At 74.4% G+C, this 24811-nt stretch carries 24 protein-coding genes; 11 read left to right on the top strand and 13 right to left on the bottom strand.

Annotation, left to right across the window (positions count from 1 at the left end; all coding sequences use genetic code 11):
* Positions 1-51: 51 nt before the first annotated feature.
* Complete coding sequence (locus ACIRVF_RS25935) at positions 52-708, bottom strand: hypothetical protein (RefSeq protein ID WP_402822317.1); 657 nt, start codon at positions 706-708, stop codon at positions 52-54.
* A gap of 118 nt (positions 709-826) precedes the next feature.
* Entirely contained in the window at positions 827-1516 is a 690-nt protein-coding gene (locus ACIRVF_RS25930; protein ID WP_402822315.1) for a 4'-phosphopantetheinyl transferase family protein, read from the bottom strand.
* A gap of 132 nt (positions 1517-1648) precedes the next feature.
* Here ACIRVF_RS25930 and ACIRVF_RS25925 point away from each other — a divergent pair, with 132 nt between their 5' ends.
* The 4 genes from ACIRVF_RS25925 to ACIRVF_RS25910 all read left to right on the top strand — a co-directional run bounded on the left by ACIRVF_RS25925 (position 1649) and on the right by ACIRVF_RS25910 (position 6321).
* Positions 1649-4027: an FHA domain-containing protein gene (locus tag ACIRVF_RS25925; protein WP_402822312.1), complete on the top strand. Its 2379-nt coding sequence runs from the start codon at positions 1649-1651 to the stop codon at positions 4025-4027.
* A gap of 146 nt (positions 4028-4173) precedes the next feature.
* Positions 4174-4923: a hypothetical protein gene (locus ACIRVF_RS25920; protein ID WP_402822310.1), complete on the top strand. Its 750-nt coding sequence runs from the start codon at positions 4174-4176 to the stop codon at positions 4921-4923.
* Entirely contained in the window at positions 4923-5933 is a 1011-nt protein-coding gene (locus tag ACIRVF_RS25915; protein WP_402822450.1) for a serine/threonine-protein kinase, read from the top strand. Before ACIRVF_RS25920 ends, ACIRVF_RS25915 begins: the two co-directional genes overlap by 1 nt.
* Before the next feature lie 13 nt (positions 5934-5946).
* Positions 5947-6321 (top strand): DUF1304 domain-containing protein, encoded by a 375-nt coding sequence (locus ACIRVF_RS25910; protein ID WP_402822307.1) that lies wholly within the window; start codon positions 5947-5949, stop codon positions 6319-6321.
* A gap of 34 nt (positions 6322-6355) precedes the next feature.
* Here ACIRVF_RS25910 and ACIRVF_RS25905 read toward each other — a convergent pair whose 3' ends face one another.
* On the bottom strand, positions 6356-7699 hold the full coding sequence (locus tag ACIRVF_RS25905) for a streptophobe family protein (protein WP_402822304.1): 1344 nt from the start codon (positions 7697-7699) through the stop codon (positions 6356-6358).
* Positions 7700-8095: 396 nt separating this feature from the next.
* Between ACIRVF_RS25905 and ACIRVF_RS25900 the strand changes: the two genes are divergently transcribed.
* Positions 8096-9334 (top strand): DUF6777 domain-containing protein, encoded by a 1239-nt coding sequence (locus ACIRVF_RS25900; RefSeq protein ID WP_402822301.1) that lies wholly within the window; start codon positions 8096-8098, stop codon positions 9332-9334.
* On the opposite strand, the gene ACIRVF_RS25895 is transcribed toward ACIRVF_RS25900, so the two are convergent.
* Positions 9224-9532, bottom strand: a complete 309-nt coding sequence (locus ACIRVF_RS25895) for a DUF4259 domain-containing protein (protein ID WP_402822298.1) — start codon at positions 9530-9532, stop codon at positions 9224-9226. The two genes, ACIRVF_RS25900 and ACIRVF_RS25895, sit on opposite strands and share 111 nt — an antisense overlap.
* 132 nt (positions 9533-9664) lie before the next feature.
* On the opposite strand from ACIRVF_RS25895, the gene ACIRVF_RS25890 reads away from it, so the two are divergent.
* Together ACIRVF_RS25890 and ACIRVF_RS25885 are read left to right on the top strand one after the other, a co-directional pair.
* Positions 9665-10486: a nucleotidyltransferase gene (locus ACIRVF_RS25890; RefSeq protein WP_402822295.1), complete on the top strand. Its 822-nt coding sequence runs from the start codon at positions 9665-9667 to the stop codon at positions 10484-10486.
* On the top strand, positions 10483-10959 hold the full coding sequence (locus ACIRVF_RS25885) for a hypothetical protein (RefSeq protein ID WP_402822292.1): 477 nt from the start codon (positions 10483-10485) through the stop codon (positions 10957-10959). Before ACIRVF_RS25890 ends, ACIRVF_RS25885 begins: the two co-directional genes overlap by 4 nt.
* A 16-nt stretch (positions 10960-10975) precedes the next feature.
* On the opposite strand, the gene ACIRVF_RS25880 is transcribed toward ACIRVF_RS25885, so the two are convergent.
* Both ACIRVF_RS25880 and ACIRVF_RS25875 read right to left on the bottom strand, forming a co-directional pair.
* Positions 10976-12625 carry an LCP family protein gene (locus ACIRVF_RS25880; protein ID WP_402822290.1) on the bottom strand — a complete coding sequence of 550 codons (1650 nt, stop codon included), beginning with the start codon at positions 12623-12625 and terminating at the stop codon, positions 10976-10978.
* Positions 12618-13190, bottom strand: a complete 573-nt coding sequence (locus ACIRVF_RS25875) for a DUF6542 domain-containing protein (RefSeq protein WP_402822288.1) — start codon at positions 13188-13190, stop codon at positions 12618-12620. The genes ACIRVF_RS25880 and ACIRVF_RS25875 overlap by 8 nt, the downstream gene beginning before the upstream one ends.
* 256 nt (positions 13191-13446) lie before the next feature.
* Here ACIRVF_RS25875 and ACIRVF_RS25870 point away from each other — a divergent pair, with 256 nt between their 5' ends.
* Together ACIRVF_RS25870 and ACIRVF_RS25865 are read left to right on the top strand one after the other, a co-directional pair.
* Positions 13447-13653 carry an antitoxin gene (locus ACIRVF_RS25870; RefSeq protein ID WP_402822285.1) on the top strand — a complete coding sequence of 69 codons (207 nt, stop codon included), beginning with the start codon at positions 13447-13449 and terminating at the stop codon, positions 13651-13653.
* Positions 13654-13736: 83 nt separating this feature from the next.
* Complete coding sequence (locus tag ACIRVF_RS25865; protein WP_402822282.1) at positions 13737-14423, top strand: lytic transglycosylase domain-containing protein; 687 nt, start codon at positions 13737-13739, stop codon at positions 14421-14423.
* A 13-nt stretch (positions 14424-14436) separates the two neighbouring features.
* Here the strand turns inward: ACIRVF_RS25865 and galE are convergent, their stop codons facing one another.
* The 4 genes from galE to ACIRVF_RS25845 form a co-directional block, all read right to left on the bottom strand.
* Positions 14437-15453 carry a UDP-glucose 4-epimerase GalE gene (galE, locus tag ACIRVF_RS25860; protein WP_402822279.1) on the bottom strand — a complete coding sequence of 339 codons (1017 nt, stop codon included), beginning with the start codon at positions 15451-15453 and terminating at the stop codon, positions 14437-14439.
* A gap of 179 nt (positions 15454-15632) precedes the next feature.
* Entirely contained in the window at positions 15633-16253 is a 621-nt protein-coding gene (locus tag ACIRVF_RS25855; protein WP_402822276.1) for a hypothetical protein, read from the bottom strand.
* A gap of 159 nt (positions 16254-16412) precedes the next feature.
* Positions 16413-18617, bottom strand: a complete 2205-nt coding sequence (locus ACIRVF_RS25850; protein WP_402822274.1) for an RICIN domain-containing protein — start codon at positions 18615-18617, stop codon at positions 16413-16415.
* A gap of 433 nt (positions 18618-19050) precedes the next feature.
* Entirely contained in the window at positions 19051-19464 is a 414-nt protein-coding gene (locus ACIRVF_RS25845; RefSeq protein WP_402822271.1) for a hypothetical protein, read from the bottom strand.
* A 512-nt stretch (positions 19465-19976) separates the two neighbouring features.
* Here ACIRVF_RS25845 and ACIRVF_RS25840 point away from each other — a divergent pair.
* Complete coding sequence (locus ACIRVF_RS25840) at positions 19977-22424, top strand: cytochrome P450 (protein WP_402822269.1); 2448 nt, start codon at positions 19977-19979, stop codon at positions 22422-22424.
* A 27-nt stretch (positions 22425-22451) separates the two neighbouring features.
* Here ACIRVF_RS25840 and ACIRVF_RS25835 read toward each other — a convergent pair whose 3' ends face one another.
* Together ACIRVF_RS25835 and ACIRVF_RS25830 are read right to left on the bottom strand one after the other, a co-directional pair.
* Positions 22452-22610, bottom strand: coding sequence for a DUF6126 family protein (locus tag ACIRVF_RS25835; protein ID WP_402822266.1), 159 nt, complete (start codon positions 22608-22610; stop codon positions 22452-22454).
* Positions 22611-22686: 76 nt separating this feature from the next.
* Positions 22687-23031 (bottom strand): ArsR/SmtB family transcription factor, encoded by a 345-nt coding sequence (locus tag ACIRVF_RS25830; protein WP_402822263.1) that lies wholly within the window; start codon positions 23029-23031, stop codon positions 22687-22689.
* Positions 23032-23355: 324 nt separating this feature from the next.
* Between ACIRVF_RS25830 and ACIRVF_RS25825 the strand changes: the two genes are divergently transcribed.
* A complete protein-coding gene (locus tag ACIRVF_RS25825; RefSeq protein ID WP_402822260.1) occupies positions 23356-24096 on the top strand; it encodes a polysaccharide deacetylase family protein in 741 nt (246 codons plus the stop codon).
* Here ACIRVF_RS25825 and ACIRVF_RS25820 read toward each other — a convergent pair.
* Positions 24065-24661: a DUF4240 domain-containing protein gene (locus tag ACIRVF_RS25820; protein WP_402822257.1), complete on the bottom strand. Its 597-nt coding sequence runs from the start codon at positions 24659-24661 to the stop codon at positions 24065-24067. The genes ACIRVF_RS25825 and ACIRVF_RS25820 overlap by 32 nt on opposite strands.
* Positions 24662-24811 lie beyond the last annotated feature (150 nt).

Raw genomic sequence — 24811 nt, 5'->3', positions numbered from 1 at the left:
CGGGCTGCGGGCCGGCGGCCAGGACCCGGGCTCAGCGCCGCAGCGCGCCGGTCACCTTGCGGCGGCCCTGCGGCCGCGCTCGGCGGCGGCGATCTGGATCGGGGTCGGAGCGGTGACGGGCGGCAGTTCCTTCCCGGCCGCGAGGGCGTACCAGTCCTGGATCAACAGGTCGGTGGCGGCGGCGTCCGCGCCCGCGTGGCACACCACGGCGACCAGCCGGAGCAGCTCCGGCCCGTCGGCGAGCAGGGTGAAGCGGATCCGCGGGACGGCCGTGAGCTCCACCGGGACGGCGACGTCCGCCCGCCCCGACTCGGCGGCCAGAGCGTCGAGTTCCCGGTCGTCCAGGCCGCCCGCCTCGACCACGGTGACGGCAAACCGGCCGCTCCCGTGCACCACCTGGCTGTCCGGGAAGCCGTCCGGGCCGAAGCCGGGCGGGAAGGAGGTCCGCAGCGACTCGTGCCGCTCGACCAGCGCGCGCAGCGCCTCCAGACCGGCGGCGAGCGTGGCACCGGGCGGGACGGGCCAGACGGACTCCTTGTTGATCTGCTCGGGGGCGTCGCGGCGGACGCACCGGATCATGTTGTCCTGGTCGCGGGTGAGCGGGCCGGAGCCGCCGGTCGTCGCGGCGAAGCGGACGGTGACCTGCCGATCGGTCCGGGTCGGGTCGTTCGGTGCCGCGTCGTGCGGTGCAGCGTGGTGCGCAGTCACGTCGTACGCGCCTTTCGGCTCGCCGGGAAGGGCTCGGCGGAGGAGCGGAGGTGCCGAGGTACGGCCGGACGCTACCAGCGGCCGACGGTGATCGTCCATTTCGTGACGATGAATCAAATTACTTGTCAGTAAAGGAGATTGGCCCCATCCGGGGGCTCCGACCCGAGGGTGGCCACGGCGGCCCGGTACGGCCCGGGGGCGGGCACGTCGCACAGCCCCACCGGACCGGCCCCCGAGCGGGCCCGGGTCGGTCAGCAGCAGCGGGGAGCCGCCCCGCCACCGACACCCCCAGCGCCTGGGCCAGCCGCCCGCCGTACGCCTTCACGCAGGCCTCGCTGCGGCACCACAGCGCGGTGAAGCGGGCCGACCGCTCGGCGGGGTCGGCGGCCTCCGCGACGAAGCGTGCCTCCCCGGAGGGGAACCAGCGAGCGGCCGTCCGCTCGGCCTGCCGGGCCTCCCGCAGCCGCTCCACGTCGGCACCGACCTCCTGCCGCCACGATCCGTCCCCTCGCCTCGGCGAGGGTGCCGTCCACGGTGTGGACCGCCAGCGGCACGCCGGAGTCGTCGCAGACCGCCCGCAGCGTGCCCCCGTCGGCGCGCAGCCGTCCGGCGAACACCGGCACCCGTTCAGGGCGAGGGCGAGTCCGGCGGCGAGCCGGTCCTCCTCCAGCGGGCGGTCGAAGCAGAGCACCACCGAGACGGCGAGGTCCGCGAGCACGGTGTCCATCAGCCCGAGGCGCAGCACCCGGCCGTCGGCGCGCCCGGCTCGAACGGTCCGGGAACTGCGCAACTGCGGCCAGACGGTCACGGCATCTCAACGCTCGGGGGCGGGCACGCCGAACGATAGTGCCGCGCCGAGGCAGTGGTCCAGTCCAATGTCACCATCCGGGAAGGCCGTTCGCGAAGCACGACGGCGGCGCCCGACGATAGAATTCCCAGCATGGGAGAGCGCCCCGGCGCACCCACCGCGCCGCCCCTCGTTCTGGTCACCGACCGCGACTCCCGGCTGATCGACCCGACCCGGGCCTATCACCTGGGCCGCGATCCGACCAGTGAGATCGTGCTGGACGACCCCCGGGTGTCCTGGCACCACGCGGTGCTGCGCACCACCGAGGGCCACTGGCTCCTGGAGGACGTCGGCAGCACCAACGGCACCTACGACGAGGGCCGCCGGGTCGACCGCGAGGACATCGGCCCGGGCACCAGGCTGCGCTTCGGCGATCCGGCCACCGGCCCGTCCGCGACCTTCGCCGGCCTGCCCGCCCCCGCCGCCGACCCTGCGGCCGCCGAGCACCCGACCCTGCTCGCCCCGCAGAGTTCCAGCGTCTTCCGCAGCCCGAGCGCCGTCCTGGACCTGCCAGGACCGACCGTACGGATCGGCCGGGCACCCGACAACGACCTGGTCCTGGACGACCTGCTGGTCTCCCGCCACCACGCCGAACTGCGCGAGCTGCCGGGCGGCGGCCGCGAGATCGTCGACCTGGCCAGCCACAACGGCACCTACCTCAACGGCCGCCCGGTGCGACGCGCCCCGATCGGCCCGGCCGACATCGTCGGCATCGGCCACAGCGAGTTCTGCCTGGTCGACGGCCGGCTGGTCGAGTACGACGACACCGGCGAGGTCTCCCTGGACGTCCAGCACCTGATCGTGCGGGTCGGCCCGGACCAGCGGGTGCTGCTGGACGACGTGGGCTTCCCGCTCACCGAGCGGACGCTGCTGGCGGTGGCCGGCCCCAGCGGTGCCGGCAAGTCCACCCTGCTCAACGCGCTCACCGGGCTGCGCCCCGCCGACGAGGGAACCGTCCTGTACGACGGCCGCGACCTCTACCACGACTACGCCGAGCTGCGCCGCCGGATCGGCCTCGTCCCCCAGGACGACATCCTGCACACCCAGCTGACCGTCCACCGCGCCCTGTCCTACGCCGCCGAACTGCGCTTCCCCGGCGACACCGCGCGGGACGAGCGTGAGGCCCGGGTCCGCGAGGTGATCCGTGAACTGGGACTGGAGGGGCGGGACCAGCAGGTGATCGCCAGCCTCTCCGGCGGCCAGCGCAAGCGGGTCAGCATCGCGCTGGAACTGCTCACCAAGCCCTCGCTGCTCTTCCTCGACGAGCCGACCTCCGGCCTGGACCCCGGCATGGAGCGCTCGGTGATGCGGATGCTGCGCGGCCTGGCCGACACCGGCCGCACGGTGGTCGTGGTGACGCACAGCGTGCTGAGCCTCAACGTCTGCGACCGCCTGCTGGTGCTCGCCCCGGGCGGCCGGACGGCCTATTACGGCCCGCCGACCGAGGCGCTGGAGTACTTCGGCGAGGAGGAGTGGCCGGAGGCCTTCGAGGCCTTCGAGAGCGACTCCGAGGGGGTCTGCCAGCAGCGTTTCCGCTCCTCGCCGCAGTACCGGCGGTACGTGGCGGCCGAGGCGGCGCACCCGGCGCACCCGCCGGAGCCCTCCGCCCCGGTGATCGGCCGGAAGAAGCCGCAGAACTGGTTCACCCAGCTGGGCACCCTGGTGCGCCGGTACGCCGCGGTGCTCGCCGCCGACCGGCTGTTCCTCACCGTGATGGTCGTCCTGCCGTTCCTCATCGGCGCGATGTGCCGGGTGATGGCCGGCTCCCGGCTCACCGACGAGAACGCCATCAACTGCCTGCTGACGCTCTGCCTCGGCGGTGTGCTGATCGGCTCGGCCAACGCGGTGCGCGAGGTGGTCAAGGAGCGCGCGATCTACCGGCGGGAACGCGTGGTCGGGCTGTCCAGATCGGCCTACCTGGTCTCGAAGGTGGTGGTGCTCGGCGTCATCACGGTGGCCCAGTCCGCGCTGCTGACCGTGGTCGGCCTGGCCGGGGTCACGCTCACCGCACAGCCGCGGCCGAACGCCCCACCGCCGGTCACCAGCGGCGTACTGATGCCCCAGCTGCCCGAACTGATCGTCGCGATCGCGCTGCTCGCCTTCACGTCGATGGTGCTCGGCCTGGTCGTCTCCGCGTTCGTCGGCAAGGAGGAGACCACCATGCCGCTGCTGGTGCTCCTCGCGATCGTCCAGGTCGTCTTCAGCGGTCTGATGCTCAAACTGCACGGCGTCCCCGGACTGGAGCAGTTCGCCTGGCTGATCCCGTCCCGGTGGGGCCTGGCCGCCATGGCCCGCACCGTCGACCTGAACCGGCTCATCGTGCCCAGCCCGATCACCGAGGACCCGATGTTCCACCACCAGCGCATCGGCTGGCTGATCGACCTGGGCGCCTTGGTCGCCCTCGCGGTGGGGTACGGGCTGGCGGTGCTCGCCCTGCTGCGGCGGCGCGAACCGACGATCATGCGCAAGTAGCCGCCCCGGCCCCCGCCGGTAGAGTGGAAACCGACCTGCGGTGACAGTGCCGCACGCAGCCCCGGCCACCGGCTCCGGCCATCGGCTCCAGCCACCGGCTCCAGCCACCGGCTCCGGCTCGCGCGGCGGAGGGAATCGATCCGCCCATGGACGAGTTCGCGTTCCGACCCACCCACGTCGCCCCGCCGGACGGCCTGGCGACCTGGACGGCCCCGGACCCGGCACGGCCGTCCGCCCGGCTCGACCCGCTGCTCCCGGTCCGGCTGATCGCCCGGCAGGGCGACTGGGCGCAGGTCCTCTGCTCCAACGGCTGGACCGCCTGGGTGGACGGACGGCTGCTGGTCGCGCTGCCCCATCCGCCGCCCGCCGCGGGCGGCCCGCCCGCCCGCACCGCCGACCCGCGCCCCGCGCTCGCCGAGGCCGAGGCCGCGCTCGCCCGCCACCGCACCCTGCTGGAGGACCTCGCGGCGGGCACCCTGGACCTGGAGGCCTTCCGGGACCGGACCCGCGGCCAGCGGATCGGCCTCGTCGCGGACGGCGAGGCGCTCTGGGTGTTCGACCCGGTGCACGACCGCTGGTGCTACTGCGACGGGCTGCAGTTGCAGACCTACGCGGCCGCCGACCGGCCGGCGCCCGCACCGGTGTCCACGCCGGTCTCCCCGGTCTCCCCGGTGCCGGCGGCGCCCCAGGAGACCGCGACGGCGGCTCCGACCGCGTCCGCGGAGGCTGCCGCCAAGACCTCCGACCGGACCGCCCCCACGGCGGCGCCCCAGAAGACCGCGACGGCGGCTCCGACCGCGTCCGCGGAGGCTGCCGCCAAGACCTCCGACCGGACCGCCCCCACGGCGGCGCCCGTGCGCAGCCCGTACGCGCCCACCCGGACCGGCGAGCCGTGATCCCCGCCGGGCCGCCCTCGGCGCCGAGCCTGCCGGCCGGCCTGGTCGGGCGGAAGGTGGCCGGCTACCGGCTGGAGACGGAGATCGGGCGCGGCGGAATGGCCGTGGTCTACCGGGCCAAGGACCTGCGGCTCAACCGGACCGTCGCGGTCAAGCTGCTGGCCCCCGAGCTGGCCCGCAACGAGGTGTTCCGGCGGCGCTTCATGCACGAGTCCGAGGCCGCCGCGGGGATCGACCACCCGCACATCGTCCCGGTGTTCGAGGCCGGCGAGCACGACGGCATCCTCTACCTGGCGATGCGCTTCGTCGAGGGCGGCGATCTGCGGGCCCTGATCAACCGGGACGGCCCGCTGCCGATCGAGCGCGCCACCCGGCTGGCGCTGCAGATCGCCTCCGCACTGGACGCCGCGCACGACCACGAGCTGGTGCACCGGGACGTCAAGCCGGGCAACGTCCTGGTCGCCGCCGGCACGGACAGCGAGCACCCCGAGCACCTGTACCTGGCGGACTTCGGGCTGACCAAGAAGTCCCTGTCGCTCAGCGGGCTGACCAGCGTCGGCCAGATCGTCGGGACGCTGGACTACGCGGCGCCCGAGCAGATCTCCGGCAGGCCGCTGGACGGGCGCTGCGACCAGTACAGCCTCGGCTGCGTGGTCTTCGAGCTGCTCGCGGGCACCCCTCCGTTCCGCCGCGAGAGTGACCTCGCCCTGCTCTGGGCGCACCTCAACGACCCGCCGCCCGAACTGCGCGAGCAGCGGCCCGACCTGCCGGAGGCGGTCGGCGCGGTGGTCTCCCGCGCCCTCGCCAAGACGCCCGGCGAGCGGTACCCGAGCTGTCTGGGTTTCGTCGCCGAGCTGCGGGCGGCCTCCGTGCCCGCTCCGTGGAGCGGCGGCGGACCGGCCACCCGGGCCGTGCCCGCCGTCGCCCGGGCCCCCGCCACCCCGACCCCCGTACCGGACCCACCCGCCTGGGCCGGCCCGGCCGTCCACCCTCCGTCCCGGGACCGTTAGGGAGAACCGTCGCATGAACGGTGTGAGCCAGGTCTTCGCCATGCTCGCCGCCGCGATCCACCTCGTGGTGTGGCCGCTGGAGAGCTACCTGTACGGGCACCCACGGGTGCGCTACCTGCTCACCGGCAGCACGGCGGACGCCCCGGAGGTCCGGCTGTGGCGCTTCAACGTCGGGTTCTACAACCTGTTCCTGGCCCTCGGTCTGGTCGCGGGTCTGGTCCTGCTGCACACCGGGCACGCCCGGTCGGGGCGGCCGGTCATCCTGTACGTCGCGGCCTTCATGGTCGCGGGCGGGATCACCCTGTTCGTCTCGGAGCCGAAGGTGTGGCGCGGCGCCCTGACCCAGGCCGTCCCGGCCGCGGTCATCCTGATCGCCGACGCGGTCTGAGACCCCCGCCGCGGGTGCCGGCCCGGGCCGGCCCTCAGCCGACCGCGTCCCGGGTGACCTCGCCACGCCGCCGGACCCGCGCGGCGAGCAGCGCTCCGATCAGCCCTGTCACCAGCCCCCAGCCCGCCGCCAGCGGCACCGCCGACCACAGCTCGGGGCGCAGCGTCAGGCTGCCGCTGCCCAGCGCCGCCGCCGGATTGCTGCCGCCGAGGACCGCCCCGAGCAGGTCTCCCAGTCCGCCCTGGCCGAGGCCAACGCCCAGCACGGACAGCCCGTAGGCGGCGTCCATCCGGGTCCACAGGCCGACCAGCAGCATGGTGACGGCGGTGGCCACGGCGAAGCGGACGGCGTGCTGCCAGAGCCGGACGGTGCGCGGGGAGCGACGGGCGGCGAGGAAGGCGGCGGCGAGCAGCAGCACGGCGGCCACCGGCAGGAGCCACCAGACGCGCGCGTCGTGCTCGGCGAGGGTGCCGATGTCGATGGTCGCCGGCTTCCCGCCGGGGGTGCGCAGCACCGCGCTGAGCGGTTCGGGGACGGGCAGGCCGAGCGCGCCGACCAGCCGCCCGTGCCAGGTGGCGCCGAGGCCGATGCCGAAGGCCAGCCACACCAGGTCGGGCAGGGCGAGCAGCAGCACGGCCAGGATCTGCCGGGGGTTGTCGTGGGTGATCGCGGTGACGACCCCGGCGACCGCGCCGATCACCACGTACGCGAGCAGCACCGTCCACAGTGCGAACGCGGCCGGGCGGACGGCGAGTTGGTAGCGCAGCAGGCCGGGCGGCAGCGGCGCCCGGCGGGACACCGCGAAGACCGCCGCGAGCACCAGCAGCAGCCAGGCCAGCCCGATGCCGATCGTGGTGGCGGCGTCCGCGTGGAAGCCGACCTCGGGGGTGAGACCGAGCACGCCGCCGATGGTCTGCGCCAGGCTGCCGCCGAGCGGGATCACGAAGGTGTGCTTGGCGGTGACGGTGATCACCACCAGGGCGATCAGCCAGAGCACCACCGTCCGGGCGATCCGGCCGAGCAGTTCACCTCCCCCGGCGACCGCGCGGAAGCGCAGTTGCCGCAGGAACACCTCGGCCATCACGACCGCGCCGACCAGCGAAACGCTCAGCGGCATGGCGTCGATCCCGGCGTCCACCGCGGCGAAGTTGCCCGCGCCACCGTCGAGTTGGACGGATCCGCCGACGGCCAGCGCCAGCGTCGCGGCGACCACGGGCGGGAAACCGCCCTCCGGGAGGTCGTCGGCGCCGGCCAGCCAGAGCCCGAGCGCGGCCACCGCCGCCATCGCGACGAGCCCGGCCAGCACGACCGCGAGGGCGTCCAGCCAGCCGCGGACGGCTCCGGGCGGGCCGACGGCCCCGGTGGTGGGCTGGTGCATGCCGCCTCCCTCTGTTCGAGCGGGCCTGGTCCGTTCCCAGGGTGACCGACCTCGGCCGTGCACGCTCGGCGACGGCGGCGGCACCTGCTGTTGCGGCGAACGGGGCACCGGGGGAGAAATGGAAGCCAGTGGCAGGAGCTTCCCGTGTCGGCCGTTCGCGCCGGCCGCCCGCGAAACGGAGCCTCGATGAGTTCCCAACCGCCTCCCTCCGGGCCGCCGGGCGAGCCGCCCTACGGTCCGCCCTCCGGTCCCCCGTCCGGCCCGCTGGCCGGTCCGCCGTCCGGCGGCGGCGCGGCCGGACCGCCGCCCCCCTCGGGCCCGTCCGGGTCCTCCTCCGCCGGTGCGGGCGGCCGCGGCCCACGCCGGCCGTGGTGGCGCTCCGCGAAGGGCCTGTCGGTGGCCGCGGCCGTGGTGGTGGCGGCCGTGGTGGCCACCGTGCTGGTCGTCAACAATCAGGGCGGCAAGAACGAGGCGATTCCGACCGCCAACGAGGTCGCCCTGCAGGCCCCGTCCGATCCGGGACCCGCCCCCTTCACCCCTTCGGTGGAAACCCAGGGCATGAGCGCTCCCGCGCCCACCCCCGCGCCCAGCAGCGCTCCGGGCCAGCCGGGCGGTTCGGCGAAGAGCAGTTCCCCGGCGGTCCTGCACAGCGTGGAGGGCAGTTCGGCGGGGCTGTACGGCGGCACGATGAACAGGCCCAGCTGTGACACCGAGCGGCTGATCAACATGATCGGCAGCGGTGACGCCGCCCGGGCCTGGGCCTCGGCGGCGGGGATCCAGCAGTCCGCCATCCCGTCCTACCTGCGCTCCCTGACCTCGGCGTACCTGCGGGTGGACACCCGGGTGACCAACCACAGCTACAAGAGCGGCGCCGTGGTCGAGTACCAGTCGGTGCTGCAGGCGGGCACCGCCGTCCTGGTGGACGCCCAGGGCGTACCCCGGGTGCGGTGCTCCTGCGGCAACCCGCTGAAGCCGCCGGTGCTGGTGAGCAATGCCAAGTACACGGGGAAGGCCTGGACGGGCTTCCAACCGAGCTCACTGATCGTGGTGGTGCCGGCGCCGAAGCCGGTCACCGAGATCGTCCTGGTGAACGTCGAGACGGGCGGCTGGTTCGCCCGGCTGACCGGGCGGATCGACGTGGTGGACAAGCATGTCGACCAGCCGACGGGCCCGCTGGTTCCGGGCATCCCGCCGCCCGCGCCGTGGAAGCCGACCGGCCCGACGGCGACGGCCCCGACCTCCGGCACGAGCTCCTCCAAGTCCGGCTCGCCGAGCACCTCGGGTGCCACGTCCTCGGGCGCGACCTCCTCCGGAGCCACCTCGTCCGGAGCCACCTCGTCGGGCGCCACGTCCTCGGGTGCGACCTCGTCCGGCGCGACGTCCTCCGGGGCCTCCACCGGGACGGGCTCGACCTCGGCCACCTCCTCGACCAGTGCGGGCCGGCCCTCGGAGAGCGTCGCGACGAGGAACACCTCGTCCAGTTCGACGTCCACGTCCACGTCCACGTCCATGTCCACCAGCAGCTCAACGCTCACTCAGCCGCCGAGCAGCAGGACCACGACGAGCACCGGCTCCACCGCCACGACGACGCAGGGCACCACCACCGGACCGACCACGAGCGAGGGCACGCCCTGAGCCGGGCCCGGCCCGACTCCCCGCCGCCGCGACGGCCTCGACGTCCACGTCGTCGTCCAGGTGCTCCGGCCTCCGGGCGGCGCGCTCCAGCGCCGCCCGGAGGAGGACCGGACGCTCGTCCGGCGCGGCACCGTCGAGGTCACCGGCGAAGTCCGCCGCGGTGTCGTTGTCGAAGTGGCCGATGTCCCAGGTGCCCATGTCCGTTTCCCTCCGTGTTCGTGTGCGATGAACGCTGGCATGCGCCACTGACAGTTCGACCGGGCGTCAACTCCGCGCACCGACGGGCATTAATCGGTGGCCGACGACGCCGCGAACCGGCAGAGTGCCGCCATGATCGGCAACGGACTGGACGAGGACGGGTACATCGCGCGGGAAGGCTCGACGGAGCGCGTCGCGGCGGAGTTCGCCCCGGTGGTCGAGGCCGCCCGGGAGCGGATCGCCGCCGCCTTCGGCCCCGCGCGGCTGCACAGCGCCTATCTGTACGGCAGCGTCCCCCGGGGCACCGCGGTCCCCGGCGTCTCCGACCTCGATCTGCTGCTCGCCCTGCGCCACCGGCCCACTCCGGAGGACCGCGCCCGGGCCGACGCCCTGGAGGCCGCCCTCGATTCGGCCTTCCCCCAGGTCAACGGCGTCGGCGTGCTGCTGTTCGGCACGGAAACCCTGCTCAGTGAGCTGGAGCGGCACGACCTGGGCTGGTTCGTCGCCTGCCTGTGCACCCCGCTGCTCGGCGAGGACCTCGCCGAGCAGCTCCCCCGCTACCGCCCGACCTCCCTGCTCGCCCGCGAGACCAACGGCGACCTCGCGCTCGCCCTCCCCCGCTGGCGCGAACGACTGGCGGCCTCGACCGGGGACGGCCCCGCCCCGGACGGCGATCTCGCGGCGCTCAGCCGCGCGGTCTCCCGCCGGCTCGTCCGTACCGGCTTCACCCTGGTGATGCCCCGCTGGAACGGCTGGACCAGCGACCTCACCGCCTCCGCCGAGGCCTTCGCCGCCCACTATCCCGACCGCGCCGAGCAGATGCGCCTCGCCGCGACCGTCGCCCGTACGCCCACCACCGACCGCGCCGTCCTGACCGTCCTCGTCGATGAGCTGGCCCCCTGGCTGGCCGCCGAGTACACCGCCGTGCACGGCGAGAAGGCACCGCGCCCATGAGCGATCCCCTCGTCCGAGAGGTCTTCCCCGATCTCGTCCGCGAGCTGACGGCACTCCTGGAGGCGGAGGGCGAGCCCGAACTCGCCGCCGACGCCCGGGAACTGCGCCTGGTGGCGGACTGCAGCTGCGGCGACGACTTCTGCCGGAGCTTCCGCACGGCGCCCCACCGGGCCGGGCGGCCGTACGGCCCGGGCCATCGCTGCGTGCCGCTGCTGCCCGCCGAGGGCACCCTGATCCTGGACGTCGTCGACGGCCGGATCGTGTACGTCGAGGTCCTCGGCCGGGAGTCCCTGCGGGATCTGCGCGAACCCCCCGAGCAGGACGGTCACCGGCCCGAGCCGCCCGAGCAGGACGGTCACCGGCCCGAGCCGCCCGAGCAGGGCGGTCACCGACCCGAGCCGCCCGAGCAGGGCGGTCACCGGCCCGAGCCGCCCGAGCAGGGCGGTCACCGACCCGACCGCCCCGGCCGGTGACCGCCCGTCGCGCGGCTCAGTCCACGCAGGGGATCCCGCCCGCCTTCACCGCGGGCCCCTGCATCGGCAGCCCGGCGGCCGGGTCGGCGGAGCCGTCGGCCGGGGCCGAAGAGCCCGCCGAGGGCGCGGCCGGGGTGGGAACCGGGGTGTGGGTGGCGGCGAGGGTGACCAGGACGTGGCCCGCCGCGACGGCCGAGGACGGGGCGGCGGTCACGCCGTAACGCGCGGCGACCGCCTGGGCGTCGACCCTGGCGCCACTGCCGTAGGCCACGGTGGTGGCGCGGGTCCGCGCGGGGGCGTCGCCGATCCGGCCCGCCTGGTAGCCGAGGGCGGCCAGGGCCTTGGACTCGGTGGCGGCCGCACCGGCGCCCGCCACCGCGTGGACGTCGACCACGGACCGGGGCGCGGCGCTCGGCGAGGGCGCGGGCGAGGGCGAAGCCGTCTCCCCCGAGCCCGCGCCCGAACCCGAACCCGAGCCCGAACCCGAACCCGAAGCCGAAGCCGAACCTGGCGCCGTGGCCGGAGTGGCGAGTGCCCCGTCCCGGTTGAACAGCTGCCGGACGATCTTCTTGATCAGGTCCGGGTTGACGGTGTTGACCTCCTGGCCGCCGACGGTCTTGAACCCGGTGATCGGCAGGGTGTTGAACTCGACGTTGCCACCCGTGAGGTTGGGGGCCTGCTGGGCGAAGTCGAGGATGTTCCACTCGTTGTCGATCACGACGTCCTTCTTCACCACCCCGAACAGCTTCTGCATCTGCCCGAAGTCGTTGAGGATGCCCTGCTGCTTGAGCCGGTACTCGACCGAGGAGATGAACGCTTGCTGCCGGTGGGTGCGGTCGAGGTCGCCGTTGGTGAGGTGGTGGCGCTGGCGGACGAAGGACAGCGCCTGGGCGGCGTTGAGCGAGCTGATCCCGGCGGGCAGCTTGAGGCCGGTGCCGCCGCCCTCGTGGGTGGCGGTCCGGGCGATGATCGGATCGTCGACCGGGTGGTTGAGGCAGACCTGGATGGGCTCGACCGCCTTGGCGATGTCGTAGAAGCCGATCAGGTTGACCTCGGCGAAGTGGTCGATCGGGACGTCCAGGAAGCTCTGCACGGTCTGGATGGTGGCCGAGCGGCCCGCCTCCCGGCTCTGCCGCTCCAGTTCGGCCTTGGACAGCCCCTTGCCGGTCAGCTTCGCCTCGGCGGCCTCCTTGGCGATGCCGTAGGCCTCCTTGATCTTGTGCATCTTGCCGTCGGCGCCGACGGTCTGCACGTAGTCGTCGCGGGGGACGGACAGCGCGGTGACCTTGCCTCCGTTGGCCGGGATGTGCAGCACGATCAGGGCGTTGGTGTTGTAGCCGCCGATCTCGCTGGAGCCGGCGTGCAGTTCGTCCTCGACGAACTGCTTGGGCAGGTCGTTGCCGTCCATGTCCTTGCGGCTGTCCAGGCCGATCAGCAGCAGGTTGACGGACTTGTCCAGGTGCGGCGGGGCGTTCCGCTTGGCGTCCGCCAGCGCGGTGGACTTGATCATGCCGTCGTCCAGGCTGCGGTACTCGTACCAGGTGAAGCCACTGGCGCCGAGCACCGCGATGGAGACGGTGCAGGCCAGGGTGCGGCCGGCCACGGTCAGCGGCGCGGAGCCGCTACGGGGGGCCCGACCGCGCGGGCGGTTGCTGCGCTCAGCCACGGCGCCCCCTTCCGCTCGGGACACCGGCCCTGCCGGGCCTGCGGCGGTCGAGCACCATCCGGAGCCCGATCACCAGCAGCCCGACGGCCACCGCCTCCGCCATCACGGGGAACGCCCCGACCACCCAGCGCACCGCACCCGTCCCCAGGCCCTTGCCCTGGTACCGGCCGGGATCGGACAGGTATTCGACCCCCGAGGCCGTGAACAGCACCACCACCGGGGCGGCGGTGACCACCCACCAGCGGCCGCCCCGGCTGCACAGCAGGGCCGCGACGCCGGTGCCGAGCACCGCGCCGACCGCGAACAGGATGCCGACCCCGGGGCCGCTCAGCTCGTCCGCGACGCCGCCGACCAGCGGCAGCCCGACCGCCGCGAGCACGACGACCAGGCTTCCCCGCCGGCGCGCCTGCTGCCTGCGGCGCGAGGCCGCGCCCCGCTGGACGCGGCCCTGCCGCGACGGGTCGGCGGCGCCGCCGGCGCCCCGGGAGCGCTGGGCGGGCACGGCGGGGTCCTCGGTACGGGTTCCCGCGTCCTGGTACGACGTTCTCGCCCGCTGGCCGGCCATGCGCACTTCCCTCGATCGTTTCGGCAGCGGCGGCGCGACCACGCCACCGCTCGTGCCGGGACGCCACCGGTCCCGTGGCGGATCCCACCGTCTACAGGCCTGTAGGAGCTGGTGTGGAGCATTGCCACCCATTTCAGCAGACCCACCCGCCGCCGTTCCACGACGGCGGTCCGCCTCCCTGCCCTCGTTAGGATGACCATGATCCCCGCCACGTCGGCACACCAACAGGAACGCGTCAGAGGAGCAGAGCGTCACCATGTTTGAGAGTCTGAAGAACCTCGCGGACAAGGCCACCGACCTCGCCCGTGAGCACAGCGACGTGCTCGGGCAGGGTCTGGAGAAGGTCGGCGACGTGATCGACGACCGCACGGACGGCAAGTACAGCGGGCAGATCGACACCGGCGTCGCGAAGGCGAAGGACTTCCTGCGCAACCTCGACGGGGAGCAGAAGCCGGCCGAATAGGGCCGGAAGAGCCTCCCGCGAGGCACGGTCGACCGTACGGCGATCGAACTGGATGACGGGCGAACGGGGAGGGGCCGGCAGCGGTGAGCGAGGAGCAGAAGGGGCCGCGCTGGGGGCGGTGGATCGTGATCGGCGTCCTGGCCGCGGCCGGGTGGGGCATCGTCCGCGGGGGCGGCCATGAGCCCGCTGCCTCCTCGGCGGCACCCTCCTTGGCCCCGTCCGCCGCCGCCTCGGCGCCCTCGGCCGCCCCCGGCGCGTCGTCCGCACCGCCGCCGAAGCCCTCCGGGGCCTACGATCCGGCCGACTACGCGGCGCCCGTGCGCAAGTACGCCGCCGAAGCCGGGGTCAACCCCCAGCTGCTGATGGCGATCCTCTACAACGAGGCGTACAAGCCGCACGACCCGGACTTCGAGCGGGCCTGGCAGCGCAACAAGCCCGATTCCGCCTTCGGCATCGCCAACATGCACCGGGCCGCCTTCGACGACACCAAGCCGGGGCGCCCGTTCGCCGACCGCCGCTGGGAGGAGCTGCCGGACGACCGCAACCTGGCGATCCAGGCGGCCGCCTGGCACCTCCACGACCTCGCCGGCCAGCTCCCCGTCCGGGCGAGCGCCCCGCTGGACAAGGACGAGCTGCTCGCCCTCGGCTACAACGCCGGGGCGGGCAACATGCTCGCGTTCGCGCGGGGCGTCAAGATCGGTCCGCAGGCGCAGTCCTACCTGGACCGCCTGCACGACAACTGGGCTCGCTCCGGTGAGGCCGTGAAGTAGCCGCCGGGAGCGGTCAGCTGACGCCGAGCCGGTCGGCCCAGCGGGCACGCCAGGCCAGCGCGTCGGCGACGCCCTCCGCGAGGGTGTGCTCCGGCGTCCAGCCGAGCAGTTCGCGGGCGGCGTCCACGGAGGCGTAGCAGCCGATCACGTCGCCCGGGCGCGGCCCGGCCTCGTGGACCTCCAGCTCGGTGCCGACGGCCTGTTCGAAGGCGGCGACCAGTTCCCGGACGGTGGTGCCCTCGCCCGTCCCGACGTTGATCGCCCGGTAGCGGTCGGCGGCGTCGGGGGCGATCACCTCGTCGAACCGGAGCAGCGCCGCGACGTGCGCCTCCGCGAGGTCCTGGACGTGGATGTAGTCGCGGATGCCCGAGCCGTCCCTGGTCGCCCAGTCCACGCCGGTGACGGTGAACGGGGTGCCGTTGGTGTGCGCCTCGATCAGTTTGCCGAGGGCGTGGCTCGGGTTGAGGTTCTGCAGGCCGGTGCGCAGTCGGGGGTCGGCTCCGATCGGATTGAAGTACCGCAGGGCGATGACCCGTTGCCGCTCGGCCCCCTCGCCCCTGGTCCAGTCCTGGAGCACCTGCTCCATCATCAGCTTGGTGCGCGCGTACGGACTGTTCGCCTCGACCGCGGAACTCTCGTCGACCCGGCCGTCCGGGGTGGGCGCGTAGATCGAGGCGGAGCTGCTGAAGACCACCCGGGTGCAGCCGTGGCGCTGCAGGGCGTCCAGGAGTTCGACCGTCTTGGCGACGTTCTCCCGGTAGTAGAACAGCGGTTTGGCCACGGACTCCGGGACGACGATCCTGGCCGCGCAGTGCACGGTTGCGTCGATCTCCGGGTGCTCGGTGAAGATCCGCTCCAGCAGGGCGGCGTCGGCGATGTCGCCGCCGTAGAAGACGCGGCCCTCCACGAACTCGGCGCGGCCCTTGGACAGGTCGTCCAGGATGACCGGGGTGATGCCCCGGTCGAGCAGGGCGGAGGCCACGGTGCTGCCGATGAATCCGGCACCGCCGGTGATCAGGACCTTCCTCATGCGCGGTTGCTCCCTTGCGGTCGGCCGGGCGTCCGGTGACGCCCGGTGATCTTTGGGACGCGGTTGGTGCACGCCCGGTTCCGATCCGTCATCGCCGCACGTGGGCCCGGTCCGTCGGGCCGGTCCGTAAGCCCGCTTCGTCAGCCCGCTCCGTCGGGCCGGTCCGTCGGGCCGGTCCGTCAGCGCCGGGCGCGGGCGCGGGCGCGCAGCCGGAAGCCGGTGGCGACAAGGACGACGGCCGCGGCGGCGGTGCCGATGGCGGCCCAGGTGGTGGCGTCGTCGGTGGTCTCGTGGACGGGCGCGGCGGCGGTGGCCGTGGGGGTGCGACCTGCGGGGGCCGCGGCGGGAGTGCCGGGTGCGGCGGCGGCCGGCCCGGAGCTGACGGTCGCGTCCAGCGGTGCCGGGTCGCTGATCACGGCCGCCTCGACGTCGAGTTCGCGCTCGCCGTGGCCCAGCGAGGGGAAGGCGCAGTCGACGGCGACCTTCCAGTGCCCGGCGGGCAGCAGTTCCCGGGTGGTGTACGTCCCTGGCTGCCCCGACACGGGGACCAGCCGCCAGGGACCGACGGTCCGGCCGTCGGCGGCGGTCGCGGAGAGCGTGCCGGCGAACTCCTCGGTGACCGGGTCGTGGTCGTTCTCCCAGGTGGCGACGGTGCTGACGTGGCCGTTGCGCTGCCCGGCCACATCCAGGTGGACGGTGTCCCCGTGGGCGGCGGCGGGTGCGGCGGCGGGCAGGACGACCGCGGCGGCGAGCGCGAGGGGAACGAGCGGGGCGAGCAGCGGGCGGGTGCGGATTCGCATGACGGGCGGTCCTCGGGCGGTGGGGGTGCGGGGAGCGGGGGCGCTGGTTGCGGGAAACTCGATGCAGGGAGCCGGGCGCCGGGAGCGGCAGCGGGTGCGGCCGCCCTGGGGTGGTGGGCGGCCGCACCCGTGGTGCGCGGGGTGGAGCGGGCTCCGGGCCTACGAGGTCTTCAGCAGCGACCAGCTCTGGTACGGCCGGCCGTTCGGCTGCTGAAGCTCCAGCAGCCAACCACCGTAGTACCAACGGTCGCTGAGCCCGAGCACCAGGGTGGAACCCTCCGCCGCGAGGGTGAACCCGCCGTCGCCGGCGGTGAGTTGCCACTTCTGCGCAGCGGCGTCGGCGCACGGCTGCTGCGCCACGTACTGCCCGGCGACCGGAGTGCCGCCGAGCTGCAGGCACTTGCCGGAGCGGACCGACTTGATCCGCACGGCGCCGTTCCCGGCGTCCTCGAACAGCCACTTCTGGTTGGCGTAGCCGGTGCGCTGGTAGCCGATCGCCACGGTGCCGTCGTTCATCGAGCTGCCCCACAGGTCGGCGGCCTGGCCGGTGAGGCCGTTGACCATCGTGTAGTGGGTACCGGGCTGCGGGCGCCCGGCGTCGGCCAGGGTGTGGAAGCTCGCCTGGCGGCCGGGCTTGCCGACCTTTCCGGCCGCGTCGCGGACGGCGACGGCCACGGTGTAGCCGGTGCCGGGGGCCAGCCGGACCACGCCGACCACGGTCGAGCGGACGGTGCCGATGGTCTGGCCGTTCAGCTGCACGTCGTAGCCGGCGGCGGACGGGACGGCGTTCCAGCTCAGCATGACCGAGTTCTGGGTGATCTGACTTGCGGTCACGTCAGGTCCGGCGCCGCCCGTGGTCGGCGTCGCGGTCGGCGACGGGGACCCGGTCGGCGTGGCGGTGGGGCCGCCGGTGGGCGTCGGGGACGGCGAGGGCGTGCGGGTGGGCGTGCCCGTGGCCGTCGGGCTGCCGGTCGGGGTCGGAGTCGGGGTCGGCGTCGGGGTGGGTGTGGGCGTGGGGTTCGGCCCGGTGCCGTTGCCCGCGATGAGGAAGCGGTTGTTCGCGACGTTCCAGTGCGTGGCCAGGTAACTGCCCGGCGCGGGGTTCGTGTTGTAGTAGTCGTCGTGGTTGCAGTCGAGCCGGTCGTCATGGGATCGGTCCGGGCAGACGGTCCGCATCTGCGGGTAGTAGGGGGCGTCCGAGTAGCACATGATGTCCCACTCGTCCGTGCAGTGGCCCGCCTTGCTGGAGTTGGGCGCGCTGTTGTTCACCGCGCCCAGGTTGTGGCCGAGTTCGTGGGCCGCGGTGGAACCGCTCCAGCAGCCGGAGTCGGTCCGGCCGTACGAGGGGCCGAAGTTGCTCAGGTTGTCCTGGCCGGAGCGCTCGTCACCGGCGAAGGTGCCGATCCCGCAGTACACCTTGGCATCGGTGAACATCATGTACTTGCGGTCCTTGCGGTTGAACCCCTGCGCGGCCAGGGCGCGGTTGCTCGCGTTGAAGTCCTGGATCTCGGCGTCCGAGATCTGGACGTTCAACACCGAGGCGGTGCAGTCCGGTTCGGTGACGAAGCGGACGTGCCGCACCCCGCCGGTCTCGGCGGCGCTGGCGTTGTAGATGACGTCGACGTCCGCGGCCCACTTCTTGAACGAGGCCAGGTACTGGGCGAACCGGTCGTTGCCCGGGGTGTGCACGTACACCACCTGGACGCGGTTGCCGCTGCTGCCGTCGCCCTCGCAGACCAGGCCGGAACCGGCGGCCGGGGCCGCGGCCTCCTGCGGCGCGGCGGCGGTGCCGGAGTCGCCGAGCAGCGCCTTCTGGGTGGCGTCGAGGACGGGCGCGCCGCCCTTCAACAGATCGGCGGCGGCGGGCGGTTGGGCGCCGGCCGGCGGGGTGAGCGCGGGTGCCTGGGCGGCCGGGGCGGCGACCGGCGGGACGTCCTTGTGGACGTCCACGTCCTTCGGCGGCGCGTCCGGGCCGTGGCTGCACTGGGTGCTGCCGGTGACCTCCAGCATGTTGCCGCAGCGGTCACTGGTCGGCAGGCTCAGCCCCGCGTAGACCAGACCGCGATCGGGCTGGTCCTTGGGTATCGCCTTGGGCGGGGCGGCCTTCTCGTCCCGCTTCGGGGCGGGCGCCCTGGTGGCGCCCTCGGCGGTGCCGGTCTCCCCCGGCCCGCCGTCGTCCGCGACCGCGTCGACCGGCGCGTCCGCCACCGCGACGGCGTTGTGCACGGCCGCCGGCTCCAGCGCCGTGCGCAGGCCCAGCGTGCCCGCGATCAGTCCGGCCGCCACCGCCACGGCGACCAGGGCACTCCTGCGGGTGAGCCTGCGGCGCCTGCGCCGACGGAGCTCGCTGCTCCGGTGTCCCATCGCGTTCCTTTCCTCGTGCGACGGTCCGCGCCCGGTGATGCGGGGCTCGGACCTTCCGACACAAGGGAGAGCGAGGAGGACGACCGGGAATAACAGAAACCTCTTGCGAAACTCCCGGAGATGTTCGAGACGGCGTCCGGGGCACCCCGCCGGTGCGGCCGAGAGAGCAGGGCCGGTGGTGAGCCGAGGGCGGAGGGGGCGCGTGCGACGGCGGGCGCGAAGGTGCCGGGGAGCGCGCTCGGGGGGTGCGCGCTCCCCGGCACGGGGTGGTGGCGGCCACCCGGCCGGAGCCCCGGGGCCTGCGGCTCCGTCGGCCGTGACGAATGCTAGACCTCTCGACAAGTCGTGACCAGTGCCCTGACCAGGGAAGTTTCCGCCCCGGACATGCCACCCACGCGCCGGATGTGACGCAGATTCAGCTCGGCCCGATCGCTCAGGCCGCGACCTCGGTCCGGGCCGCCCCGCACCCGCCGTGCATCCGGGCCAGTCCGGCGGCGAGCACCGCGCGGTCCCCGGTCAGCCACAGCCGCAGCGCCGCGGAGAGCGCGGCACTGGCCGGGCCGACCCCAGCCCCGCCGGTGCGAGCCAGCCGCTCGCCCAACAGCGGCAGCAGGTCCGCGACCGGAGCGGGCAGCCAGAGCGTCACCGCGCAGGGCGCGGGCCGGGCCAGGACCCGCAGCAGCGGCAGCGCCGAACCGTCGTCGTGCAGCGCCGGGATGACCTCCAGCAGGCCGTCGACCGCCACGCCGGAGACGTCGCCGCCGTGACCGCGCGCGAGATCCCGCAGCAGCGCTCGTTCGGCGGCGGTGATCCGGACGGTCAGCATGACCTCGTCGTCGCAGTCCATGGCCCCGGTCCCCTGTCGTGGAGTTGGTGGCGCCGGAGGTGGTGGCGTCCGGAACCGGACTCCTGCCCCGGGACCGCCGTCCACTGCCGCCGCCGTCAAGCCGTAGTGGCCGCCGCGGCCGGCGTGGCGCATACGGTTCATCAGGCTCCTCCTTCTCCACCGGCCATGCTGGCCCTCGCACGGCCCTACGGGCGAGGGCCGAAAGACCCTGCCCTCCCGGCGGCGCGAACCGCCGGGGGGGGAGGCATCACCGCAGGTCAGGCCGGTCCGGCGAGGCGTACCGTCGGACGGGACGATGATCCGTGCGGAGCGGACCCCCACGGATCGGCCGTTGGAGTGATCCGCACGCGTTCGGCGCAACGCCCACCGGACCGGCGCGTTTCCTATGGCGTGCGCCCTCTGCCCCCGGGCGCACGCGGGACCGCGCACGCCGGTCCCCCGCCTCCCGGCCGGCCGGCCGGTACCCTCCCCCGGTACCGCCCGCGCCGGTCCTCCTGGTGAGAGGAAGTGTCATGGCCCTGCCGACCGACGCCCTGCTGGCAGAGACACGGAAACGAATCGTCCCGCCGAGAACCACGACGCCCCCCGTTCCCGCCGTCCGCGCCGCCGTCCCCCCGCTCGCCCCCGGCGCACTGCCCGGCCTCGGCCACGCCGCCGCCCTGCTGCGCGACCCGCTCGGCTTCCTCGGCTCGCTGGCCCGCCTCGGCGGCGTGGTCCGCATCCGGCTCGGGCCGCGCACCGTCTGCGTGGTGACCGACGCCCGGCTGGTCCACACCCTGCTCGTCGCGCTCGCCCACGACTGTCCGCGCGGCGCCGTCCAGGACACCCTGAAGACGGCCTTCGGGGACGGCCTGCTGATGTCCGAGGGCCGGGCGCACCGCGACCGCCGCCGGATCGTCCAACCCGCCTTCGGCCCGGACCGGATGGCCGGGTACCTCGCCGTGATGCACCAGGTCACCGAGGAGCGGGCCGGGCGCTGGCGCCCCGGCCAAGTCCTCGACGTGGCCAAGGAGATGAACCACCTGGCGCTGGAGATCGTCACCCGCTCACTGTTCGGCGCCCGGCTCAGCGAGGACGCCACCCTGGCCTTCCACCGGGCCCTGCCCGACCTGGTGAAGGGGCAGATCGTCCAGTCCCTCTACCCCCACCCGGCGCTCGCCCGCCTGCCGCTGCCCGTCAACCGGCGCTTCGACGCCGCCGTGCGGGTGCTCAACCGGGTGGTCGACCAGGCCGTCAACGGCCTCTCCGAAAAGGCCCGTTCGGACCGGAACGGAGGCACCCTGCCGGCCCTGCTGCGGGCCGCCACCGACCCGGCCACCGGCCGACCGCTCACCGAGGCCGACGTCCGCTCCGAGGCGATCACCATGTTCGGCGCCGGCACCGAGACCGTCTCCACCACCCTCACCTGGCTGCTGGACGAACTCCTGCGTCACCCCGAGGTGGAGGCCCGCGTGCTCGCCGAACTGGACGAGCACCTGCCCGCCGGCACCACCCCCACCCCGGAGGCGCTCGGCCGGCTCACCTACACCCGCAGCGTCACCCAGGAGGTGGTACGGCTGCACGCGCCCAACGCCTTCCTGATGCGCACCGCCCAGGTGCCCGTGGACCTCGGCCCGTACCGGATCCCGGCCGGCACCGAGCTGCTGTACAGCCTCACCGCGCTGCACCGCGACCCGGTGCGCTACGACGAGCCGCTGAGCTTCCGGCCCGAGCGCTGGCAGGACGGCGGCGGGCTCGGCCGGCCCTCATTCCTGCCCTTCGGAGCGGGCAAGCACAAGTGCATCGGGGAGGCCTTCGCCTGGGCCGAACTGACCGTCGCGGCGGCCGCGATCCTGCGCCGCTGGCGGCCGGTGGCGGTCCCGGGGGCGCACGCCCGGGAGGTGGTGTGGACGACCGTCCAGGCCCAGGGGCTGCGGGTCCGGCTGGCGCCCCGCGCCGAGGCCGCCGTCGAGCCGGCCGAGGTCGGTGCGCCCGAGGCTCCGGCGCACCGGCCGCTCACCGCCGGCTGTCCGTTCACGGGCACCTCGGCCGCCACCGCCGCCCCGACCCCGCGGCCCCCCGCCGAACTGCGCGCCGCCGCCGACCGGCACGCCGACTGGACGGTCCGCCACGGCCTGCTCGCCCCGGCCGAGCTGCCCGGCTACCGGGCCTACGCGCTGCACGAGCTGATCGGCCACGCCTTTCCCCGCGCGCGGGGCACCGAACTGGACCTGCTGGTCGACATTCTGGGCTGGTTCACCGTCCTGGACGACCGCTTCGACGGCTCGCCCGGCCGCCGCCCCGCCGAGGCCCACGCGCTGGTCGACCCGCTGATCTCCGCCCTCGACGGCGAAGCCGGCCCGGCCACCCCGGACGACCGGCTGCTCACCGCCTGGCGGGAACTGTGGCGGCGCCAGAGCGAATCGGCCTCCCCCGCCTGGCGGGCGAGGGCGGCCGGTGAGTGGCGTGCCTGCCTGGCCACCTTCCCCGCGGAGGCCGAGCACCGGGCCCGCGGCACCGTCCCCGCCCTCGGCCTGGCCGACACCATGCGGCTGCGCCGCCACGGCAGCTGTCTCTATCCGTTCATGAACATACTGGAACGGGTCCACGGCGCCGACGCCCCCGCCGCCCTGCACGCGGAGCCCGCACTGCACCGCCTGCGCGCCAACACCGCCGACGCCGCGACGCTGATCAACGACCTCTACTCGCTGGAGCGGGAGGAACGGCAGACCGCGGCCGCGTTCAACACCGTCCTCACCCTGCAGCGGATCCGCGGCTGCACCCGCAGCCGGGCCGTCCGCGCCGTCCGCACCCGGGTCCTCAGACTGCGCCAGGAGAACGAGGAGCTGCGCCGCGACCTCGGCCGCCGACACCCGGCCGGGCGCTGGTACCTGGACGGCACCCGGGAACTGGTCGCCGGCGTCCACGCGTGGACCAGCACCAGCGACCGCTACCTGGTGCCGGGCGGCCGGGGGCGCTGAGGCCCCGGTCCCGCACGTGCGGTCGTGCTACTTGCGGCCGCCCAGCGCGAAGAGCAGCAGGACGAAGCCCGCGAACAGGTGCGTGGCGAAGATGTAGATCCCGGCGCGGAGCAGCATCGCCTTGCGGCGGCGCTTCTCCTCGCTCGTACCGTCGGCCGTCACCGGGCTGTCGACGCTGTCGCTCATGATGCGGCTCTTCTCGGGGTCGGATGCGGGCTCCGGAGCTTCCGGCTGCGGGCGGCGGGTGGTGGGCGGCGGGAGCTCAGCGGGGTGACCGGCCGCCGGCAGCGCGCAGTTCGGTGAGCAGCGCGCCCTGGTCGGTGATCAGCTCGGTCAGGATCCGGCGCGCCGCGCGCAGCAGCTCGGCGACGTCCGGGGTGCTGAGCGCGTACACCACCGTGTTGCCCTCGCGGGTGGCCGTCACCAGCTGGGTGCGACGCAGCACCGCGAGCTGCTGGGAGAGGTTGGACGGCTCGACCTCGATCTCCGCCAGCAGCTCGCGCACCGGCCGGGGGCCGTCCTGGAGCAGCTCCAGGACCCGGATCCGGACCGGGTGGCCGAGCGTGCGGAAGAACTCCGCCTTGGCCTGGTACAGCGGGATCGGCATCGCCCGTTCCCTCCCTCGGATCCGGCTCGGTGATCGTCCGGCCGCGCGGGGTCCGTTCCGCGGCCGACAGGCATCATCGCGACAGATGAAGATTTCTTCAAGTCATCACAGCGGAAGGTGACCACCCCCACACCGTCGGCCGCGCCCGGACGCGCGGAGGGCAGGCCAGCGACGCTGCCAACTGCCGCTCTGCTCAGTTTCAATGACGACACGTCAGCAGACGTCGGGCGGTTCCGCCGGGACCTCGGCCGGACCGGGCAGGCTTTTCCCCGCCCGGTCCGACCCGGCGGCCCCGGCCGCCCCTCCCGGTTAGGCGTTCCGCCCATGCCCCTCCGCTTCGCCCCCGCAGCAGGCCGCCCGAGCACCGTCGCGGCGGCACTGCTCGCCCTCACGGCCCTCCTCGGCGTCGCGCCGGCGCCCGAGCCGCTGCTCGGCTCCGAGATCCGCCGGATCCCCACCGAGGAGCGCGTCCTCGCGCTCACCTTCAACGCCGCCTGGAACGAGGCCGGGCTCGACACCGTCCTCGCCGTCCTGCGCGACCGGGCCGCACCGGCCGTCTTCTTCCCCACCGGCGACTTCGCCGACCACCACCCCCGCGCCCTGCGGGCCGTCGCCGCCGCGGGCCACGGACTCGGCAACCACTCCTACAGCCACCCCGACTTCACCACCCTCACCCCCGAGCAGGCCAGGACCGAGGTGCGCCGCGCCGACACCGCGATCCGCCGCGCCTCCGGCACCGAACCGCTGCCGTTCTTCCGCTTCCCCTACAGCGCGACCAGCCCGCAGGCCGTCGCCACCGTCAACGGCCTCGGCTACGCCGACCTCGAATTCACCGCCGACACCAAGGGCTACCTCGGCCCCGGCAACGGCATGACCGCCGACCGCGCCGTCCAACGCGCCCTCGACGCCCTCACCCCGGGCGCCGTCCTCCAGCTCCACGTCGGCGCCAGCGAGGAGAGCGGTCCCGACACCTGCCTCGACGCCGAGGCGCTCCCCCGCATCATCGACGGCGCCCGCGCCCGCGGCTACCGCATCATCGACCTGCGCACCCTGCTGAACCGGTAGGGCCGTCCACGGGCCCCGGGAACAGGGCCGCCAGCCGCGGCAGGCGGCGGTGCATCTCCGCCGGGTCGCCGAAGTCGAAGTCCTCGCCCAGGTCGGGACCGGGCAGCGACGGCCTGGCGGCGCGGTGGCGGGCGTAGGCCTCCGCGAAGCGCCCGCCGTCCTCCGTCAGCCGGGCGTAGGCGTGCGCGGCCGCGTAACCGGCCTCCTCGTAGAACACCGCCCCGTCGCCGCCGGCCGCTGCTGCGGCCAGTACGACCGGGTGCTCCGCCAGGCTGTCCGGTGCCTCGACGGCCCGTTCGTACCACTCCCGGCCGAGGGCGATCAGGCCCGCCCGGAAGTCCGTGAAGGAGTCGTCCGAGCACCCTCCCCCGATCAGGTACGCGGCCGCCCACACGTCCCAGCGCAGCAGCCGACCGTGCAGACGGTCGAAGCACTCCTCGTACGCCAGGACGCCCGGCCCGCCGAGGGCGCTCAACCGGTCGACCAGTGCCTGGTGGAACGGGCGCTCCGGCGCGGTGTCGGCCCGTGCGGCCGCGATGACGGCCCAGAACTCATCGGTGTCCATGGGCGGCATCCTGCCGGTCAGGACCGACACCGAGCCCGCACCGGAGACCCTGCACCGACGGCCCGGACCGGCCGGATCCCGGTGGGCGTCCCGGACCCACCGGCCCGTGGGCCCGGGAGTCCGGGAGTCCGGCCTCCGCGAAGGCCGCGC

It is taken from the genome of Kitasatospora sp. NPDC101157 (genome assembly GCF_044768255.1).
Lineage (GTDB): Bacteria > Actinomycetota > Actinomycetes > Streptomycetales > Streptomycetaceae > Kitasatospora.
The sequence above is the reverse complement of the archived record's forward strand: the minus strand, read 5'-3'. Positions and strand labels throughout refer to the sequence as shown.

Coding starts and splice junctions, on each gene's coding strand:
- ACIRVF_RS25925 (WP_402822312.1), top strand. CDS start 1,649: ATGGGAGAGCGCCCCGGCGCACCCACCGCGCCGCCCCTCGTTCTGGTC.
- ACIRVF_RS25920 (WP_402822310.1), top strand. CDS start 4,174: ATGGACGAGTTCGCGTTCCGACCCACCCACGTCGCCCCGCCGGACGGC.
- ACIRVF_RS25910 (WP_402822307.1), top strand. CDS start 5,947: ATGAACGGTGTGAGCCAGGTCTTCGCCATGCTCGCCGCCGCGATCCAC.
- ACIRVF_RS25905 (WP_402822304.1), bottom strand. CDS start 7,699: ATGCACCAGCCCACCACCGGGGCCGTCGGCCCGCCCGGAGCCGTCCGC.
- ACIRVF_RS25895 (WP_402822298.1), bottom strand. CDS start 9,532: ATGGGCACCTGGGACATCGGCCACTTCGACAACGACACCGCGGCGGAC.
- ACIRVF_RS25890 (WP_402822295.1), top strand. CDS start 9,665: ATGATCGGCAACGGACTGGACGAGGACGGGTACATCGCGCGGGAAGGC.
- ACIRVF_RS25885 (WP_402822292.1), top strand. CDS start 10,483: ATGAGCGATCCCCTCGTCCGAGAGGTCTTCCCCGATCTCGTCCGCGAG.
- ACIRVF_RS25875 (WP_402822288.1), bottom strand. CDS start 13,190: ATGGCCGGCCAGCGGGCGAGAACGTCGTACCAGGACGCGGGAACCCGT.
- ACIRVF_RS25870 (WP_402822285.1), top strand. CDS start 13,447: ATGTTTGAGAGTCTGAAGAACCTCGCGGACAAGGCCACCGACCTCGCC.
- galE (WP_402822279.1), bottom strand. CDS start 15,453: ATGAGGAAGGTCCTGATCACCGGCGGTGCCGGATTCATCGGCAGCACC.
- ACIRVF_RS25855 (WP_402822276.1), bottom strand. CDS start 16,253: ATGCGAATCCGCACCCGCCCGCTGCTCGCCCCGCTCGTTCCCCTCGCG.
- ACIRVF_RS25850 (WP_402822274.1), bottom strand. CDS start 18,617: ATGGGACACCGGAGCAGCGAGCTCCGTCGGCGCAGGCGCCGCAGGCTC.
- ACIRVF_RS25845 (WP_402822271.1), bottom strand. CDS start 19,464: ATGGACTGCGACGACGAGGTCATGCTGACCGTCCGGATCACCGCCGCC.
- ACIRVF_RS25840 (WP_402822269.1), top strand. CDS start 19,977: ATGGCCCTGCCGACCGACGCCCTGCTGGCAGAGACACGGAAACGAATC.
- ACIRVF_RS25835 (WP_402822266.1), bottom strand. CDS start 22,610: ATGAGCGACAGCGTCGACAGCCCGGTGACGGCCGACGGTACGAGCGAG.
- ACIRVF_RS25830 (WP_402822263.1), bottom strand. CDS start 23,031: ATGCCGATCCCGCTGTACCAGGCCAAGGCGGAGTTCTTCCGCACGCTC.
- ACIRVF_RS25825 (WP_402822260.1), top strand. CDS start 23,356: ATGCCCCTCCGCTTCGCCCCCGCAGCAGGCCGCCCGAGCACCGTCGCG.
- ACIRVF_RS25820 (WP_402822257.1), bottom strand. CDS start 24,661: ATGGACACCGATGAGTTCTGGGCCGTCATCGCGGCCGCACGGGCCGAC.